The 17,901-nt window shown below is 54.3% G+C and carries 18 protein-coding genes; 14 read left to right on the forward strand and 4 right to left on the reverse strand.

The annotated features are described in order from the left end of the window. From PHV74_09245 to PHV74_09255, 3 genes are all read left to right on the forward strand, one after another. Positions 1-209 (forward strand): hypothetical protein (locus PHV74_09245; protein ID MDD5094548.1); only part of this gene is annotated, 209 nt, incomplete at its 5' end. A 32-nt stretch (positions 210-241) separates the two neighbouring features. Next, positions 242-1,015: a tyrosine-type recombinase/integrase gene (locus PHV74_09250; GenBank protein ID MDD5094549.1), complete on the forward strand. Its 774-nt coding sequence runs from the start codon at positions 242-244 to the stop codon at positions 1,013-1,015. After that, positions 967-1,566, forward strand: a complete 600-nt coding sequence (locus tag PHV74_09255; GenBank protein ID MDD5094550.1) for a hypothetical protein — start codon at positions 967-969, stop codon at positions 1,564-1,566. The genes PHV74_09250 and PHV74_09255 overlap by 49 nt, the downstream gene beginning before the upstream one ends. A 312-nt stretch (positions 1,567-1,878) precedes the next feature. Here PHV74_09255 and PHV74_09260 read toward each other — a convergent pair whose 3' ends face one another. The 4 genes from PHV74_09260 to PHV74_09275 form a co-directional block, all read right to left on the reverse strand. Next, the gene (locus tag PHV74_09260) at positions 1,879-2,112 is read right to left on the reverse strand and encodes a hypothetical protein (protein MDD5094551.1); all 234 of its coding nucleotides are present in this window, start codon (positions 2,110-2,112) and stop codon (positions 1,879-1,881) included. 1 nt (position 2,113) lies between these two features. Next, on the reverse strand, positions 2,114-2,431 hold the full coding sequence (locus PHV74_09265; GenBank protein MDD5094552.1) for a BrnT family toxin: 318 nt from the start codon (positions 2,429-2,431) through the stop codon (positions 2,114-2,116). Positions 2,432-2,534: 103 nt separating this feature from the next. Next, on the reverse strand, positions 2,535-2,861 hold the full coding sequence (locus tag PHV74_09270) for a HigA family addiction module antitoxin (protein ID MDD5094553.1): 327 nt from the start codon (positions 2,859-2,861) through the stop codon (positions 2,535-2,537). 17 nt (positions 2,862-2,878) lie between these two features. Further along, positions 2,879-3,163 carry a type II toxin-antitoxin system RelE/ParE family toxin gene (locus PHV74_09275; protein MDD5094554.1) on the reverse strand — a complete coding sequence of 95 codons (285 nt, stop codon included), beginning with the start codon at positions 3,161-3,163 and terminating at the stop codon, positions 2,879-2,881. A gap of 435 nt (positions 3,164-3,598) precedes the next feature. Between PHV74_09275 and PHV74_09280 the strand changes: the two genes are divergently transcribed. The 11 genes from PHV74_09280 to PHV74_09330 all read left to right on the forward strand — a co-directional run bounded on the left by PHV74_09280 (position 3,599) and on the right by PHV74_09330 (position 17,737). Continuing rightward, positions 3,599-5,713, forward strand: a complete 2,115-nt coding sequence (locus PHV74_09280) for an N-6 DNA methylase (GenBank protein ID MDD5094555.1) — start codon at positions 3,599-3,601, stop codon at positions 5,711-5,713. Further along, positions 5,710-6,840, forward strand: coding sequence for a restriction endonuclease subunit S (locus PHV74_09285; protein ID MDD5094556.1), 1,131 nt, complete (start codon positions 5,710-5,712; stop codon positions 6,838-6,840). Before PHV74_09280 ends, PHV74_09285 begins: the two co-directional genes overlap by 4 nt. Next, positions 6,837-7,631: a hypothetical protein gene (locus tag PHV74_09290; GenBank protein ID MDD5094557.1), complete on the forward strand. Its 795-nt coding sequence runs from the start codon at positions 6,837-6,839 to the stop codon at positions 7,629-7,631. The genes PHV74_09285 and PHV74_09290 overlap by 4 nt, the downstream gene beginning before the upstream one ends. Further along, positions 7,628-10,900 carry a DEAD/DEAH box helicase gene (locus tag PHV74_09295; protein MDD5094558.1) on the forward strand — a complete coding sequence of 1,091 codons (3,273 nt, stop codon included), beginning with the start codon at positions 7,628-7,630 and terminating at the stop codon, positions 10,898-10,900. The genes PHV74_09290 and PHV74_09295 overlap by 4 nt, the downstream gene beginning before the upstream one ends. 13 nt (positions 10,901-10,913) lie before the next feature. After that, positions 10,914-14,162, forward strand: a complete 3,249-nt coding sequence (locus tag PHV74_09300) for a type I restriction endonuclease subunit R (GenBank protein ID MDD5094559.1) — start codon at positions 10,914-10,916, stop codon at positions 14,160-14,162. Positions 14,163-15,067: 905 nt separating this feature from the next. Next, complete coding sequence (locus PHV74_09305; protein ID MDD5094560.1) at positions 15,068-15,598, forward strand: hypothetical protein; 531 nt, start codon at positions 15,068-15,070, stop codon at positions 15,596-15,598. A gap of 51 nt (positions 15,599-15,649) precedes the next feature. Beyond that, positions 15,650-16,258: a hypothetical protein gene (locus tag PHV74_09310; protein ID MDD5094561.1), complete on the forward strand. Its 609-nt coding sequence runs from the start codon at positions 15,650-15,652 to the stop codon at positions 16,256-16,258. Positions 16,259-16,367: 109 nt separating this feature from the next. Continuing rightward, on the forward strand, positions 16,368-16,661 hold the full coding sequence (locus PHV74_09315; GenBank protein MDD5094562.1) for a hypothetical protein: 294 nt from the start codon (positions 16,368-16,370) through the stop codon (positions 16,659-16,661). 16 nt (positions 16,662-16,677) lie between these two features. Next, positions 16,678-16,875: a hypothetical protein gene (locus PHV74_09320; protein ID MDD5094563.1), complete on the forward strand. Its 198-nt coding sequence runs from the start codon at positions 16,678-16,680 to the stop codon at positions 16,873-16,875. Further along, on the forward strand, positions 16,862-17,206 hold the full coding sequence (locus tag PHV74_09325; protein MDD5094564.1) for a hypothetical protein: 345 nt from the start codon (positions 16,862-16,864) through the stop codon (positions 17,204-17,206). Before PHV74_09320 ends, PHV74_09325 begins: the two co-directional genes overlap by 14 nt. A gap of 264 nt (positions 17,207-17,470) precedes the next feature. Then, the gene (locus PHV74_09330; protein MDD5094565.1) at positions 17,471-17,737 is read left to right on the forward strand and encodes a hypothetical protein; all 267 of its coding nucleotides are present in this window, start codon (positions 17,471-17,473) and stop codon (positions 17,735-17,737) included. Positions 17,738-17,901 lie beyond the last annotated feature (164 nt).

Genomic DNA, 17,901 nt, shown 5'->3' on the forward strand with positions numbered 1-17,901 from the left:
GGTTGTCAGCGTTGTCGGCGGGCAGCGAAGTGGCTGTCGGCATTCCTGAAAAGATGTTTGACAGACTCGAAGAGGCGTTGGAGGAGATCATTGAGATGGTGGAGGCGGGAAAAGAGACTTATCCCGCGTTGCAGAAAATCTCCAAAGTGGCATATAGTACGACGGGTAATGGCTACTATCTGTACCTGAAGGGGCAGATAGTAATCTAGAGCCAGTTTTATCGTGCGCAGGAGCCTTTTCCATGAGAAATCCCAATAGAAAGATCCCGAAGAGAAAGAAGCTCAAGGCCCAGGGGGACGAAAAAGCCTACCTCGATCTGGAAGACATCGATAAGATGGAGGAGGCCACTGTTTGCGGACGAGACCAGCTCATAGTCAGGCTGCTCTTTCGCCTGGGCTGCCGGGTTTCGGAATTAATGGGACTGACCGTCGACGATATCGACTTTACCCGGGGCACCGTCAGAATCGAGCACCTCAAAGCCAAGCTGCAGCTCTATTGCCCGGCTTGCGGAGCCAGGCTGGGAAAAACCCATCGCTTCTGCCCGTCCTGCGGATCCCGGGTCGAAGAAGCCCTGGCCAGGGAGATGGAGAAGAAGCGGATGCGACTGTTGCCGCTGGACCAGGACTCCCTGGATATGCTCCATGAGTTTATCGAGGGAGGTCCCCCGGTATACAAGGGCGAACGGGCGCTCATTTTCGGGATCTCGTCAAATCGTGCGCGGCAGGTGGTAAGAGAAGCCGCCGATAAAGCCGGGCTGCCTCATCTGATCGATGCGAAAACGGGCAGGCTGATGAACATCAGCCCGCACCGATTGAGGGATGCCTTCGCCGTGCGTGCCATGAAGACAAACGATTCCGGCGAGGGCATGCGCCAACTCCAGGAGCACCTTGGGCATGCGCGGTTCGATGCTACCGCTAAGTATCGCAAGATCTCCGGGGAAGAATCCAAGGAATGGTACAGTAAGCTATGGCCAGAGGAAACGCAGGCAAAAGCGGAAGAGAAAAAGGAAAACTAACCGGCCCTCGTGTACGAGCCATAGGCGGCAAAGCGATCGGGGGCTTTCTGCGCCCTTTCGGCTGTGGCTGGTTTATCAGGGAGTTTCTTCTGGGCAACGGTCCGGAGGGATCCCCCCGGATCGATCCGACGGTAGGATCCACTCAGTCAGACATCTTCTATCACTACAAAACGGCCCTGATGCGGGCTACGGCCACCGATCGGGGAACGGCTGAAGAAGAGCGCATCTCAAAGCGGGAAGAGCGCAACTTTGACCCATCCAGGGCCGAGGACCAAGCAAAATACTATCTATCCAAGCTGCGGTACCGCTCCAAGGGGGCACGCTATCACTCGTTTGTGGTGTACTTCTCCAATCTGCGCAGGCTGGGGTGGGTCGAGGCCACCGGGGAAGAGGAGCCATCCCAGTTCCAGGAAAATTATCCGCCCGGACCTCCGCGCATCTACTATCGTCTGACCGCTACCGGCAGATCTACCTCGCCAAGCACCTGGCGCGATCCGCTGAAAACCCTTTATCCTGGTACTAAGGTCAACAAGGCTGTGACAGCAGCCTGAAAGGGCGATCTGATTACCGGAATTTGAAAATGGGGAAGGTTTTGGTTATCATTGCATTAAGGTCCGGAAGAAAACAATGAACCAAGCCCAAGTCGCAAGCAATTTGCAGGTAATAGGAAATCGAGCAGTGCGAAACGCCCAAAGCAAAAACAAAAAACAGGGTATACCTAACGCATACTCCCGAGACAGTAAATTATATTTCGAATTGCCTGATGGACAGATAACTGATAAGGATCCATTCATTTAGCGCATCACTTAAAGTCTTTGATTCTACCAGTTCTTCAGAAAGCCGCTGTATGTGTGCTCAGTATTTCATACCTTCACTGTCTGGCGCAGGCGATCTAATATCCACATCCGGGCCAGTGTGGTGGGACCAACCCCCAACTCTCTTGCTTCCTGCCGGAGCTGTTCCCACTTATCTGAAGAGAGACGGACGGGAATCACCTTGTCCAAAGGTTTCTTAACTTCTAGCTTTACCACCTCATCGGTTTCGTCCCAGGCATCGCCCTCTTCTATTCCCGCTATAACCTTGTCCATCTCTGCCATGTCACTTGCCTCCCGTTTCCCTGATGTAGAGCCGCCTCTCGTTATCAGTCATTTCTCTGGCCGTAGCGACCCTCCAAGATCCTCTGCCCAAATTTACTAATACCACCAAGACATACCGTCCAGCCTCGGTCTGGCTGAAGAGCTTGTACAATCCCTCCCGGCTCTTTTTGACATGCCGCCTCTCTGAGAGACAAGCCTCTTCGACCTCGTTGAAGGCGACTGCATGCTTGGACTCGATCTTCTCCAGGATATGGTCATCGATCTCTATCGATTCAATCCGCAGCATCAGATATCCGCCTTCACTATGAATGTATACCAATTGTATACATCTGTCAAGGAACACTTATCCTTGTGGTCTCGGCATGTTAGGAAATCCCTAAAGTGTTGCAGTATAAAAGGGGCGTCCCAGAGCTATTTCCTCTTTATCTCCTCGTCCCGGCGAAGGGGTATACCGCTTCGGTGCCGTCCGGCCGTTTCACCTGTATGGCAGGCGTTTCATCTTCCATTATTTCAAGATCGTAGTCTCTCTGGAGATTCAACCAAAACTCCGTCGAGTTCCCGAAGTATAGACCAAGCCGGACAGCGATCCGGGGAGTAATAGACCGCTTTCCGTGGATTATCTGGCTGATCTGAGTCTGTGAAACCCCGATATCTTTCGATAACTTGTAAGGGGTGATCCCCATCGGGTCCAAAAACTCTTCCTTCAAAATCTCGCCCGGGTGAATTACGGGGAGTCTTTCTTGATCAATCATAATCGTCATTCCTTCTAGTGGTAATCGGTTATTTCCACATCATAGGCATCGGTCTCGCGCCAGGTGAAACAAATCCGCCACTGGTCATTTATCCTTATGCTGTGCTGGCCTTTTCTCTCTTGTTTCAAAGCTTCCAATCGATTCCCGGGCGGCGCCTTCAAATCGTTCAGGGCCTGTGCTGCATTGAGAATCCGGAGCTTTTTACGGGCCCTTTCCTGTATATCCCGCGGGAGTTTTCTGGAAACCTGTCGGAACCGATAGAGTGCTTCGGTTTCCTTATCCCTGAATGATTTTATCATCAGAATGATACTATCATTTAATGATACTGTCGTCAAGTGATATTATGCCAAGATATGGATACCTTGATCACTGTTTGCCAGCAGAACTGTCTCCGCCGACACCTGGCGCGATCCGCTGAAAACCCTTTATCATGGTACTAAAACATCATTCTTTCTTCTTGATATCCAACCGGCGTTTCGTTGCGTAACGTTCTGCATATCATTGCCAGACCAGGCAGAAGTTCATTCGACTTGCCATTCAATTAAAAGGGAAACACTTCCCACTGTAGCCTCGGCAGTCGCAAGAAACAGGGTTTTGGAAAGCACCACTTTTGGTATCCAGAGAAGAAAGCTATTGCGTACCATGAAACCAAAGGTTTAGAATGTTAACAAAGTGTGATCATTCTGCTGATCACCACGTTAACATATGTTCCTCAATAGCACTGGGGGTTCGAATTGGCCCAACTGGAACACATCGAAGCCATTGAAAAAAGGTTGTGGAATGCCGCCGACACACTAAGGGCAAACTCCAACTATGCCAGCAACGAATACTTCTTGCCAGTGATGGGCCTGATCTTCCTGCGGCACGCTTACAGCAGATATCTCGCCGTCAAGGGCGAGATTGAGGGTACCCTACCCAGCCGAGGCGGGAAGACACGGGCCTTGACCAAGGAAGACTTCTCACGAAAGAGCTCGATCTTCCTCCAGCCCAAGGCTCAGTTTGATACCCTCGTTGCCCTCACCGACAGCGACGACCGCGCCAGCGCCATCATCGAGGCGATGGAATCCATCGAGACTGACTACGAGAACCTGCGCGGCGTGCTACCCAAGAGCGAATACCAAGAGTTGGATAACGCTGTTCTTGGTCAGCTTCTGCGCACACTCAACCCGGATGAGCTAAAGCAGGTCTCTGGCGACGTGTTCGGCCGTATCTACGAATACTTTCTCACGCAGTTTGCCGACCAGAAAGCCCACGACGGCGGCGAGTTCTTTACTCCCGTCTCTCTGGTCTCGCTGATCGCCAACGTGCTGGAACCAGAGCGCGGTACTGTATTGGACCCGGCCTGTGGCTCAGGCGGCATGTTCGTGCAGAGCGCTCGGTTCGTTGAACGACAGCACGAGAACCCCACCGACAAGCTCACTTTCCGCGGTTTGGAGAAGAATGCCGTCACAATCCGCCTGGCGAAAATGAACCTGGCAGTCCACGGTTTGGAAGGCGACATTCTGAAAGCCATCACCTATTACGAAGACCCCCACGAATTGGTCGGCAAAGCCGACTTCGTCATGGCCAATCCGCCCTTCAACGTGGACGAAATCGACGCCGACAAAGTCAAGAAAGACCCCCGCTTGCCATTCGGGCTGCCCGGAGTGAACAAGAAGGGCAAGGTCTCCAACGGCAACTATATCTGGATCAGTTATTTCTATAGCTACCTCGGCAAAGCAGGACGGGCAGGTTTCGTGATGTCATCGCAGGCCTCTAGTGCAGGCCGTGACGAGGCCAAAGTGCGGCAGAAACTCATCGAGACCGGCGATGTTGACGTCATGATCTCTATCCGATCCAATTTCTTCTACACTCGCACCGTGCCCTGTGAGCTGTGGTTCCTGAACCGAGACAAGCCGGAAGAACACCGCGACAAGGTACTGATGATCGATGCGCGGAATATCTACCGCAAAGTAACGCGGAAGATCTATGACTTCAGCCCGGAGCAAGAACAGAACATCCTTGCCATTGTCTGGCTTTACCGGGGTCGTACGGAGAAGTACCTTGATCTTGTAGCGGGCTATTGTTATCGGATGCTTGCCGAGAGCGCAGGGTGTTTTGCGGCGAAGAACAAAAACGGTGAAGGGATAGAGCCACTGCCCACCTTCATTGATTCGCTCGAGGCGCTCAGCGATGCTCTGCAACCGTTCATCGATTCGCTGGCTAGGGATGCCGCTCATGCCGAGGTGCTGAGGGAACTGAACGATGCGTTGCCAGACTTCAAGTCCGATGTCGAGGCTTTCCACAAGGCTGCTACCGAACAACAACTGGCATGGGAGAAGCAGCAGACCAGCAACGGTGAGCTCAAGCAGGCAGTTGACCGTCTCTCATCTCTCGCCGAATCCAGCCGCGATCTGGTCAAGCAAACCGACTTGGTTTTCAAGCTTGCCTCCCGGTTGATCGAGACCTGCGAGAAAGAGTGCGATGCTCGTAACAACGGCGCATGGGCAAACCGTGAAATCACCCGTTCGCGTAAGGCCGCTGACGAAGCTCGACAACTGGCTGTTGAGCAGCTCAAACAAGTACGCTATTTCCACCGCCAGGCTCACTGGCTAACCGAGCGGTTCCCCGAGGCCAAGCTCTGCGACGTAGAGGGCCTGGTCAAGTTGGTAGGCCGAGCGGATATCGAAGCCAATGACTGGAGCCTGACACCAGGACGCTACGTTGGCGTTGCCCCCGAGGAAGAGGACGAGAATTTCGATTTTGAAGAATCCCTGCGCAATATCCACATAGAACTGGAAGACCTCAACGCCGAAGCAGTACAATTGGCGGCGGGGATCAAGAAGAACTTCGAGGAGCTGGGTGTATGAAGCGAACCACCATCCAACTCGGCGACTTCCTCACCCTGAAGAGAGGTTATGACCTACCGGAACACGCTCGGCTCCCAGGAGAGATACCGGTTGTTTCCTCTTCCGGTATTACTGGCACGCACAAGGAAGCGAAGGTAGATGGTCCTGGTGTTGTAACAGGTCGATACGGCACATTGGGTGAGGTGTTCTATATCGAGGAGCCATTTTGGCCGCTCAATACTGCTTTATACGTCCAAGATTTCAAAGGCAATCATCGTCGTTTCGTGTCCTACTTCCTGAAATGGGTTCTCAACGGAACCCAGAGTGACAAGGCGGCAGTCCCGGGTGTCAATCGAAATGACTTACATGCTCGCAAGGTGGGAGTACCGGAAGACATAGGCGAGCAAGCATTGATCTCCTCCATCCTCTCCGCTTACGATGACCTGATCGAGAACAACCGGCGGCGGATTGAGTTGTTGGAGCAATCGGCACGGCTGCTCTACAAGGAGTGGTTTGTCAACCTGCGCTTTCCCGGCCATGAACACACCCAAATCATCGACGGCGTGCCGGAGGGGTGGGAGAAAACTACAATTGGCGAATCTGCCTCATTCATAAGCCGGGGGATCACTCCGAAATATGACGATGACGCACCTGGTATCGTGATAAACCAAAAGTGCATAAGGAACCGAATGGTGAATCTCGATTTTGCCCGTCGGCAATCCAAACAAGTGCCACCCGGGAAGCTTGTTCAATTCGGCGATGTTTTGATCAATTCCACAGGCGCCGGAACCCTTGGACGGGTTGCTCAGCTCTTGTTTGAGATTGATGAATGCACAGTAGACTCCCACGTCACAATCGTTCGCCCCAAAGAGGGCGTTCCTGTCTACTATTTCGGCTTGCATTTAACTGGTTTAGAGTCGTATGTTGCGACATTAGGCCGTGGTGCTACTAATCAGACAGAACTTTCAAAAGACGATATTGCCGCGCTTGAGATAGTTCTCCCTTCATCAAGCTCCGCGCAGATATTTGAATCGATTGTTGCACCATCCTTTCGCCAAATTCGAGTCTTATCGGAACAGATTGAGAGGCTAATCAAAGCCCGCGACCTCCTCCTGCCCAAACTGATGAACGGGGAGGTGGCGGTATGATCGCCGTTGGGGCTGAGTGCTATAGCCATGGAACCTCGCCGACTATCGGAACGGGCCGGTCGTGGAACGCGGAAGAACTAGGCGCGGCGATCAACGGCCAAGTTTCGGCGCTGGTCTTCGATGACCAGGGCAAGGCTGACATTCAAGAACTGTTGGCCGGAGTCGCTGAAACCTCTTTCGAGCAGGAGCAGCTCGCCCAGGCATTGGCCGCTCCCGACGACGTCGAGGACTGGCGGGTTGGCGAGGCCATCGCCGAAGCCTATCTGACCGAGCATCGAGACTGCCTGTTTCCCTGGCCGGATGGCCGGGACGAACGGAAGAGCGGTTCGAGTCTGCCGGGGGCCGATCTGGTGGGTGTTCAACAGGATGAACAGGGCGGCCGCTTTGTTTTCGGAGAGGTCAAGACTTCCGGAGAAGCCAAGTACCCACCCGGTGCCGTTTATGGGCGGACTGGTCTGAAGCAGCAGTTAGAAGACCTGCGGGACAAGGTTGGTATTCGCAACGACCTGTTCAAGTACCTTGGTCATCGCGCCAAGAATACGACCTGGCAGGACCGTTTCAAAGCCGCCAGCCGACGTTATCTCAACAATACGTCGGACGTTCAGCTTTTTGGCGTGCTGGTGCGTGATGTCGAACCGAACGTGGACGACGTGCGCGTGCGGGTTGAGAAACTTGGCAATGGTTGTCCGGTAGGCACGCAGATCGAGCTGCTTGCCCTGTACTTACCAACCGGCGCAATCGGCACCCTGGTGACTCAGACCCTCGCAATACAGGCGGGAGGTGGCGCATGACCATTACCGCTACAGCACTTCAAAATCTTCAGTCTCATTGGGCGCTCAGCGCGATCCCCGAGGCTGATCGTATTCGTGCGTCCGAAGTGGTCAATGAGCGGCTGGTTCGGCAGGCGGTTGGACGTCAGATCACTTTTGCCTTTGCCGAAGATGAAGCCGACGATGGAATGTTAGACCGCGTCGCCCTGGCCTATGAAATGGCCGCGATCGAGGGCTTGGACGCCCTGAGTCGCCCAGATGGCGGCGACAATGGTCTGCGGGGGCAAACTGCGGCCGCCTCGCATCACGCCTTCGATATTCGTCGCCTGGTTCCAATCCCGGAAAACACGGAAGAGCGCATCTTCCATGTGCTGCAACTGGCTGCCTTTGCCTATTGCGGTGACCGGTGGTCGGACCTGCGGCGCTGGTTCACGGAAAACCGATCCGCGATCGCCGTGCCGTCGGCGGTGGATGCGCCGTGGGACAGGCGGCTGCTCTACCGTTTGTTCGAGTGCTGGGTGCGTCTGTTCCGCAAGGATGGTTGGGATGACCTTGACCGCATCCGTGAAATCATTGCCGGACTGCGAGAAGACCAGAGGACGCATGAAAAGGCACGTCTGAGCAATGGATCTGCGGTGGAAGACCGGGCTATCGCACTGCGGTTGATTGCCCTCTACCACTGGGCGAAGGCAACGGAAATCCTTGCTGAATACATGCTGCAAGGACAATCCCGTACCGTCTTCGGCGATCTCGATAAGCATTTTGAATCCGGCATCAAGGCTGCGGCTGCATCGGGCGACGCCCGGCATGAAGTGATTCTGCGCTGGCTTCAAGCCGCTGGCCGGATCATGGTCACGAACTCCCTGTGGTGGGGCACTCGAACCGTCAACTCCCGCGTATCAGCCTTCGTCAAGGCGCTGACCAGACGCGAACACCAGGCGATGTTCGAACTCCTGCCGCCACAACGCGCCGCCCTGCTTGAACAGGGTCTTCTCGATCAGGCCAAAACCGCGATCGTGATCGATATGCCGACCTCCGGCGGCAAGACATTGCTGGCGCAGTTCCGGATTCTTCAGGCGCTCAACCAGTTTGACGCTGACGGCGGCTGGGTCGCCTATGTCGCGCCGACCAGAGCGCTGACCGCTCAGATTACACGACGGCTGCGCCGTGACTTCGAGCCGATTGGACTGCGGGTTGAGCAACTCAGCGGGGCTATTGAGGTCGATGCTTTCGAAGAGGAACTTCTTACCGATCAGGAAAAGCCTTTCGACGTGCTGGTTGCGACACCGGAAAAGCTTTCGCTTGTCATCCGCAACAAGAGTGTGCCGCGCCCGCTTGCGCTTGTGGTGATGGACGAAGCGCACAATCTCGAAACGGTAGCCAGGGGGCTTCGGATCGAATTCCTTCTTGCCACGATCAAACGTGATTGCACTCAAGCTAATTTCCTGCTGTTGATGCCGTATGTCGAGAGCAGCGATACCGTGGCGCGTTGGCTTGCACAAGACGTCAATGCCGGGAAGGCAATCAGTTTCAGCACTACCGCCTGGAAACCGAACGAACGGATTGTCGGCCTCTACCGTGCGGTCGCGGATGATAGTGAACGTGCCGGGTGGCGGCTTGACTACGAAACCCTGACCGTCACAGAAAGAGCCATGAAGTTGCGCGGCACGCATCGTGCGGGCGATTGCAGGCCGATAGCTGTGCCGAAGAGCAAGGTGTTGGCGAGCGGGCAACAAACAGGATTCGGCTTGCAGACGGCTGCCATGGCCTCCGTCATGTCTGCCCGGGGCACCAGTATTGCCGTCGCCAACAACATCAACACTGTTTGGACCATGGCACGCCATGCGGCTGAAAGCATCCAGAAGTTTGATGTCGTCCCCGATGACGTTCGACTTGTTCAGGATTTTCTCAAGACCGAAGTCAGCCAAAGTTTCGAGTTGATAAAGATGCTCGATCAAGGGGTCGGCGTCCACCATGCGGGTTTGTCTGATGAAATCCGTACGCTTATGGAGTGGCTCGCGGAATCCGGCCATCTGCGCGTCCTGTGCGCAACATCGACAATCGCCCAGGGTATCAATTTCCCGGTATCGTCAATCTTCCTGGCCTCCCGCTTTGTCCCGCAGGGGCGGCAGTCGGTCGAAATGTCTCCCCGGGAATTCTGGAACCTCGCTGGCCGAGCCGGACGAATCGGGCATGACAGCGTTGGTGTTGTCGGCCTTGCGGAGGGCAAGGACAGAGACGCGATAATCGATTTTGTTCGCCGCAATACCGGCGCTCTCGCCTCCCGCTTGGTTACACTCCTTGATGATCTTGCCGCCCAAGGTCAGCTCAACAATCTCGACGCCGTTCTATGGCAAGATCAGTGGGAAGATTTCCGCTGCTATGTCGCCCATCTCTGGGCGGAAAAGAAGAATCTCGACGCGGTGCTGGCGGCATCCGAACAACTTCTTCGGCAGACCTATGGCTATACGACCCTGCGCAATGACCCTACCCAGCGTGACAAAGCCGATGCTTTACTGAATGCCACGAAGAACTATGCCCGCAGGCTGGCTGATATGCCGGGGGCGGCGGAGCTGGCCGACTTGACCGGTTTTTCGCCTGAAGGGGTGCAAAAAGCGATGAGCGGCATGCGGAATCTCGAAGAGCAACTGAGGCCCGATGACTGGGCACCGGAAAGCTTGTTTGGAGATGCAGGCCGCATGGCAGATCTGTTCGGGGTCATGCTGAAGGTCCCCCAACTGAAACAGCAGCTTGAAGAAATCGGTGGTGATGGATTCGACCATGCCCATTTATCCAACATCACCCGCGACTGGGTGAATGGTGTTCGGCTGGAAGACATAGCGAAAACGTATTTTTCACAAGATAACGAGCGCTCGGAAACCGAGGCTTTTACCGATACTTGCAAGGCGATCTATCGAGCCATTGTCAATAACGGTACTTGGGGAGTATCGGCTTTGAGCCGTGTTTCGGGAATGGATTTTGAAAGGATGACAGAGGCCGAGCGCCGCCGAATCAACGCTCTGCCTGCGATGATTTATCACGGTGTCCGGACGGAAGATGCGGTGCTGATGCGGATGAATTCCGCACCTCGAAGCGTGGCCGAAAAAATCGGCTCGCTCTATCGTGATGCCCTTGGGGGCGACGAAGGTCGTTATTCTGTCGGGAAAGCACGTATTTTCTTGAAGGGTATGTCAGCAAGAGAGTGGAATCGCGCAAGGCCGGAACAGGCTCCATTAAGTGGAGCCGGTTACAAGAGAGTATGGGAGATTCTTGCCGGGGAGGGATCTTAAGGTGGCGGCTAAAATTCACTACACCGAAGACGCCCTCGTCCAGCAGACGACTGCCGAGTATCTGGAGCAACAACTCGGCTGGGAATCGGTTTATGCCTATAACACTGAGACCTTCGGGCCGGATGGCACGCTGGGACGTACGTCCGACCGCGAGGTGGTACTCACGCGCTATCTCCGGCAAAAGATCGTTGAGCTGAATCCAGGGCTACCGGACGAAGCCTATGATGATGCCTTACGTCAGGTTACGGCCACCACGGCTGCCCAGACACTGCTGGCAACGAATCGCGAAAAGCACGATCTGATTAGAGACGGTGTGCAGGTCACCTTTCGAAACGGCAAAGGCGAGAGAGTGAAACAACGGCTGCGCTTGTTCGACTTCAATGAGCCAACCAATAACCATTTTCTGTGCGTGCGAGAGCTTTGGGTTCGAGGCGATCTGTACCGCCGCCGTGCAGATATGGTGGGGTTTGTCAATGGCTTGCCGCTGCTGTTCATGGAACTGAAAAACATCAACAAGGATATTCGGGCTGCCTACGAGCGGAACTTCAAAGATTACAAGGACACTGTACCACACTTATTCCACCACAACGAATTCGTCGTCCTTGCCAACGGGGTAGACGCAAAAATAGGATCGGTGACCAGCCGATTCGAGCATTTTCAAGAATGGAAGCGTCTGGCAGAGGACGACCCTGGTGTGGTTGACATGGAGACGCTGCTCAAGGGCGTCTGTGATAAGCACAACTTCATCGACCTGCTGGAGAATTTCATTCTCTTCGACGACTCCTCCGGCGAGCCGAAGAAGATTCTGGCCCGCAATCATCAGTTTCTAGGAGTTAATCGAGCCATCGAGGCAGTGAAGGATCGCAAGAACCGCCAGGGTAAACTGGGCGTATTCTGGCACACCCAGGGCGCAGGCAAGAGCTACTCGATGGTGACATTCACCCGGAAGGTCCACCGCAAGCTCGGCGGCAACTTCACCTTCCTCATTCTGACTGACCGCGATGACCTGGACACCCAAATTTACAAGACTTTCGCTGGCTGCGGTGTAGTGAACAACGACCGTGACCCGTGTCGAGCAACCGGTGGCGATCATTTGAGTCGGCTTCTTGCCGAGCAAAAGTCGCACATCTTCTCTCTGATCCAGAAGTTCAACCAAGATGTGGGCCCGGACGCAGGGTACACGCAGCGAGATGATATCATCGTCATCACGGACGAGGCACACCGTACGCAATACGGCATACTGGCTCTGAACATGCGAAATGCTCTGCCGAACGCCAGCTATATTGGCTTCACGGGTACGCCGCTGTTCAAGGAGGATGAGATCACACGGCGGGTGTTTGGGGACTACCTCTCCACCTATGACTTCCAACGTGCGGTCGAGGACAAGGCCACTGTACCGCTCTATTACGATGCGAGGGGAGACAAACTCGGCGTGGCCGTGGGTGACTTGAACGAACGGATTGCTGCCAAGCTCGAGGAACTGGAGACCGAGGGTATCGATGTCGAGCAGCGGTTAGAGAAAGAACTCAAGCGCGATTATCACATCATCACGGCGGACAAACGGTTGGACGCAGTTGCGAGCGATTTCGTTAGACACTACTCAAAAGCGTGGGAGACCGGCAAGGCGATTCTTGTCTGCATCGACAAGATCACGTGCGTGCGGATGTATACCCTGATCACCAGATATTGGGATGAACGCATCGCTGAGTTAGAGTCTGAAAAAGGCTCAGCGGCTGACGAGCAAGAGGAGACTTATCGCTGCCGGCAGATAGCGTGGATGCGGGAAACGCGTATAGCAGTTGTCGTCAGTGAGGAGCAAGGAGAGGTCGAGACATTCCGCCAGTGGGGCATGGACATCACCCCACATCGCCGGTTAATCAAAGAGGGAATGGAACTGCCTGACTCCATGCGAAATAAGCCGCAGTTCCGCAATATGCAACGTATGGCCCTGGATGATGCCTTCAAGGCAGAGGAGCACCCATTCCGGATCGCTATCGTATGTGCAATGTGGCTGACGGGTTTTGATGTGCCATGCTTATCGACGTTGTATCTGGATAAGCCCCTCAAGGCACACACGCTTATGCAGGCGATTGCTCGTGCCAACCGGGTGAATGAGGGCAAGAACAACGGACTGATCGTTGACTACTGCGGTATCCTCAAGAACCTGCGTAAGGCTCTGGCGACGTTTGCCGGACAGGAAGACGGTGGCCGTGGAGGCCAAGGCAGTGAAACCGATCCCGCTAGACCTGAAGACGAGCTTCTGGAGGACCTGAAGGAAGCCATTGCATTTGTTCGGGGATTTCTGACCGAGCACAGAGCTTCGCTCGACGATATCATTACAAAGGCGGGTTTCGAGCGAAATGCTGCCATCATCGCTGCCAAAGAGGCGGCCAATGAAAACGACGAGACTCGCAAGCGGTTTGAGGTAATGTGCCGGGAAGTTTTCAAGAAGTTCAGAGCGTGCATCAATGTCAAAGGTATCAACACACACCGAGGCGAGTACGATGGGATCAATGTGATCTACAAAAGTCTCCAGCAGGACCGGGAAAAGGCAGACATTACCGACATCATCAGGGAACTGCAACAAGTGGTCGACGAAGTCATTGAAACCCATCCCGCCGGGGAGATCGAAGATTCCGAGACCTATGACATCAGCAAGATCGATTTTGATCGGCTCCGAAAGGAGTTTAATCGAAGTCCTGCCAAACATACCACAGTGCAGAACCTGAAACAGGCCATTGAACAGAAGCTTCAACGGCTACTGGAACAGAATCCACTTCGCACAGACTTCCAGCGTCATTATGAAGAAATCGTCGCCGACTACAATCGCGAGAAGGACAGGGTGACAATTGAAAAGACTTTCGAGGCACTTCTTCGCTTCATGGGCGACCTTGATGAAGAGGATACCCGAGCGGTGCGCGAAGGGCTCGACGAGGAATCACTGGCCATTTTCGATCTCTTGAAAAAGCCTGACCTGAGCGCATCTGATATCAAGCGAATCAAATCTGTGGCTGTCGAATTGCTGGAAACCCTCAAGGCCGAAAAGTTGCGAATCGATCACTGGCAAGACAAGGAGGCTACCCGCGATGCAGTGCGCCTCGCTATCCGAGATTTTCTATGGAGCGACAAAACAGGGTTGCCCATCGGTTCTTACACTGAGCACGAAGTGACCATGAAAGCTGAGGGTGTTTTCCTACACATATTCCGGGCATATCCGATTCTGCCATCGCCCTTCTTCGTAAGCACACCAGCCCCAAGATAACCGTACCGCTTATAACCCCAAAGAAATGCCTGACTACTGAAAGTCTTGGTTTCCTGGTCGAAAAGAAGTCCTTTCGGACTAGGATCGGCAGCCGCGCCCCAAGTTGCGCAATTTAAGCGATCCGTACTGCCAAGTGCCCGCCTAGAGCAACCGCGTAGAACTACGCAGAACCCTAGATCTTCTGTGCCACGGATCCCCAAGCCCACTACTTTTGCCACAGCCAGGTGAAAGGCTCCCTTTCCCCCTGGTCTCCTGGAGTAGCCAGTTCCTGCCCTATTCCACATGTCAATTACCTCAAAAGTGACACCACAAGCACCTGTCCCTCTTTGAATTTGGCTCATAGCGATTTCAGCGGGGGAATTTGTCCAAAAAATCCAACCTCTATTTTTCCAAGAATTTCAAGTTCATGTAAAAGAAGGTTCTTCCTTTTCTGGTTTGAAAGGCTCTTTTATGAAACAATGGTATCGTGCGATTCTGGATTGAATCTGGAATCTAACCTTAAAAACTGAATCCTGACCATTGGACTATCCGACCGATGGTCTAGGCTAGGCGAGTCTCGAAAGACAGGAATTTGTCAATTCAAGCCTGTAGAGTAGGGATTCTAACGAAACCCCACAGCGACAAAGTCCAGAGACGGCAAAAGGCTGAGGGCGCAAAGCAAGGTGCATGATTAGATAGGGGAATGGACACCCATATCGAGCATGGGTACTTGCTAGGCTGTTTGAGGGTTCACCCTAACCGTGAGCGATAGCACCCACGGGATGCCGAATAGATTCAGAACACTATCATAATATAGGACCCACAGGCGATGAGAAAAGGAATCTATGAACTGGATTCAAGATAGATTCTAGGGCTTCATAGCAGGGGCTTCACCACTCAAATATAAATTGTGAGGTGAAAAATACATGAAAACCCCTGACTATATCAAGTCCCTGGTGCAACCCGTGCCCCAAAAGTCCGCCGGTCGCAAGGTATGGTCTATCGATCTGGAAACGGTCTGGCTTCCGTTCTTTACTGCCAGCAACGTACAAGGCGATACCCATCTGTCCAGAGAATCCCTTGGTGCTCCTTTGCGCCTGCAACGCGAGAAGGATGGAACGCCGAAGTTCTCCCAGAATGGCCGACCCGTGATCCGCGTCAATGCCGAACTGAACCAGCAAATCCGGTTCGCACGCGAGAACATGGTCGCCCAAATGCTGAACTTTGCGGTCAAGGTCCAGAAACAGAGTCCTGAAGAGTTCAAGACCGAAGTAGAGGCATGCCAAGAGGCCGGTCGCCCGATCATCGAGAAGGACAATACCGATATCCAGCTAGCGGTCATCGAAGCGGCCAAAAAGGCCAGGCTGGCCGAAGAGATGGAGAAAGCGGCCAGCGATGCGGTCAACAACGCCGAAGGTGACGCCTCAGGCAAAGAGCTGGAAGTAGCTATAGCCTGATGACCCCTGAAGCCCCTGCCATCAAGCCCTAGAATCGAAAGGTGGTGACTCATGGTTTTACCGCTATGGGCTACCCCTGAGAGACGCCAGGTGCTGATTGATATCGCCCTCCGGTCGCAAGGTGCTTGCACCCTCTGTTACAAGCCGCCGGAAGCCCTCTACCTGAACATGTTCCTGAACGGGTTTCTCAAGCTGAAGCTGAGCGACGTGCTCGATGAGGACGGCGACAAAACCAAGGCGGCGTGCTACTACTGTGAGCATCATTACCATAACGACACCCACAAGCTCATACGCGAATGGCAAGAGGATGATCGGGCAGAACGCGCCGAACAGCTCCGCCTTGAACGGCAACTGCTTCGCCAGACCCCCGATCTAACCGGATGGGGGCAGCGGTTCGATCCGATACAGCGCGAACAGTTCCTGCTGGACAGGTCGCCCTATTACCCCGAAGGTTTCGGTATCAGCACTCTGACGTTCAAGCGGATAGCCCGGATCAGGATTCCCAGCGCTTACACTCGCTTGCATGTGGACTTACCTTCACAGAAGCTGAGTCGCAACAAGCGAAAGAAACTCAGAAGAGCCCAAATCAACTCTGACCGCGAAATGGTTGACAGTCTTTGCCAGTCGGCAGTGGATGACTACTGGCAAAACCTTCCCTAAGCATAACCATCGCCTCCGATGAAAAGAACCTTCACTCGCAAGAGTGGGGGTTCTTTTTGTATTTACCCCAAGGATTCACGCGGTACAGAACCGCGAAAGGAGAGAGTTTATGACGACTCAACAACGCAACTTCCCTATGGGCAAACTGGTTTGGACGCGGGGTGTGAATGATAGGGTCGCCGAGGACGCAAAGTTCTCCAAGCTGGTGATCGAGAGCTTGAAAAGGCACTCCAGGGGCGACTGGGGCGAGCTCTGCCAGGAGGACAAAGAAACCAACGAAAGCGCCCTCCTTGAGGGCGGACGGCTCTTTTCCGCCTATGAGCAAGGAGGGTTGCCCAAGATCTGGATCATCACGGAATGGGACCGATCGGCAACGACGGTGCTTTTCCCGGATGAATATTGAGAGAGGAGGCAAATCCATGTCACAGAGGGAAGAATCAACCCCAACCTCGCCGTCTACCTGCATGCGTCTTTGCGGGCGGAAGGATCCGGACATCATGTGCCTGGTGGTACAAACCTGCCCGATAGCGGTGAGCGCAGCAGCGCGATCTGCGACCGGCGACCATCTGAGAACCATCGTCGCTGAAATCAGAGCAGGTGATCATGTACCCCAGTAAATATCCGTACTATCCCCCGACCAGAGGGCCGTACTATTTCTGGCAACGCAGTGAGTGCCGGGGATGGATCACAGATACACCAGAGTCGATGTTCGGATTCATTCCGAAGGGTACTACCATCATCGCCAAGGTGCAAAATATCGGCGACTGGCCCACGTTTGATGCCAACGGCCGTCTCCTGGCCGGCTCATGGCGGCTGCTGCAGGCGGCCGAGGCGATCCTGGCGCTCATCGGCGATGGCGATCTGCCGGACAACGGGGAGCTCAGCGGCGCCGCGATCTGCGACCAACTGAAATACGCCGTTGCCGAAATAAAAGGAGGATCCCGATGACAACCAGTAAACACTCTGGACGAATAGAGGTCAAGAAAGGCCGGCAGGCGGTCGCTGACGCTGCAGCGGCCTATCGCTCCGCCTAGGAGGCCGCCTGCAAACACGATGGGATTGACCCGGACTCCAAGTTTGTCGTGTTTTCCGACGACAACCCCTTCGTTCAGTTCATCGGCCCGGCGCTGAGGCGCTATATAGAAACAAGGGATGCTTACCAGGCCGGCGGGTATGTCGGACTCAACCTGGGAAGAAGATGAAGGAGGTCTTATGAAAGAGCAATATGACTTGAAATGGCTCAACGATCCCGGCCATGGATGGCTTGAGGTACCTCGCTCCGTGGTGAACGAGCTGGGGATATCCAAACAGATAACCAGCTTCAGCTATCAACAAGGGGACCAGATCTATCTGGAGGAAGACTGCGATGCGTCCCTCTTCCTCGACACCTGCGAGAAGCGCGGAATCAAGATCACCACCTGGGAAACCCACCATGACGATGACCGGGTGCGAAACATGGACTGCTATTCTCCATCCTGAGGTAAATCATGCGCCGGGCAACCCCCATTTCGTGGACGTAGCCGCTGCAGAGCGCATCTACCGCTCGTATCACCGCTAAAGGAGGACCTACATGCTTCCGGAACACCTGTCCGAGTCGTGCGCCTTCCCGTGTAATTCCAAGCCCTTTCTGGAGCGCATCCGCG

Source organism: Dehalococcoidia bacterium, assembly GCA_028711995.1.
Taxonomy (GTDB): domain Bacteria; phylum Chloroflexota; class Dehalococcoidia; order SZUA-161; family SpSt-899; genus JAQTRE01.

Coding starts and splice junctions, on each gene's coding strand:
- PHV74_09250 (MDD5094549.1), top strand. CDS start 242: ATGAGAAATCCCAATAGAAAGATCCCGAAGAGAAAGAAGCTCAAGGCC.
- PHV74_09255 (MDD5094550.1), top strand. CDS start 967: ATGGCCAGAGGAAACGCAGGCAAAAGCGGAAGAGAAAAAGGAAAACTA.
- PHV74_09260 (MDD5094551.1), bottom strand. CDS start 2,112: ATGGCAGAGATGGACAAGGTTATAGCGGGAATAGAAGAGGGCGATGCC.
- PHV74_09275 (MDD5094554.1), bottom strand. CDS start 3,163: ATGATAAAATCATTCAGGGATAAGGAAACCGAAGCACTCTATCGGTTC.
- PHV74_09285 (MDD5094556.1), top strand. CDS start 5,710: ATGAAGCGAACCACCATCCAACTCGGCGACTTCCTCACCCTGAAGAGA.
- PHV74_09290 (MDD5094557.1), top strand. CDS start 6,837: ATGATCGCCGTTGGGGCTGAGTGCTATAGCCATGGAACCTCGCCGACT.
- PHV74_09295 (MDD5094558.1), top strand. CDS start 7,628: ATGACCATTACCGCTACAGCACTTCAAAATCTTCAGTCTCATTGGGCG.
- PHV74_09305 (MDD5094560.1), top strand. CDS start 15,068: ATGAAAACCCCTGACTATATCAAGTCCCTGGTGCAACCCGTGCCCCAA.
- PHV74_09310 (MDD5094561.1), top strand. CDS start 15,650: ATGGTTTTACCGCTATGGGCTACCCCTGAGAGACGCCAGGTGCTGATT.
- PHV74_09315 (MDD5094562.1), top strand. CDS start 16,368: ATGACGACTCAACAACGCAACTTCCCTATGGGCAAACTGGTTTGGACG.
- PHV74_09320 (MDD5094563.1), top strand. CDS start 16,678: ATGTCACAGAGGGAAGAATCAACCCCAACCTCGCCGTCTACCTGCATG.
- PHV74_09325 (MDD5094564.1), top strand. CDS start 16,862: ATGTACCCCAGTAAATATCCGTACTATCCCCCGACCAGAGGGCCGTAC.
- PHV74_09330 (MDD5094565.1), top strand. CDS start 17,471: ATGAAAGAGCAATATGACTTGAAATGGCTCAACGATCCCGGCCATGGA.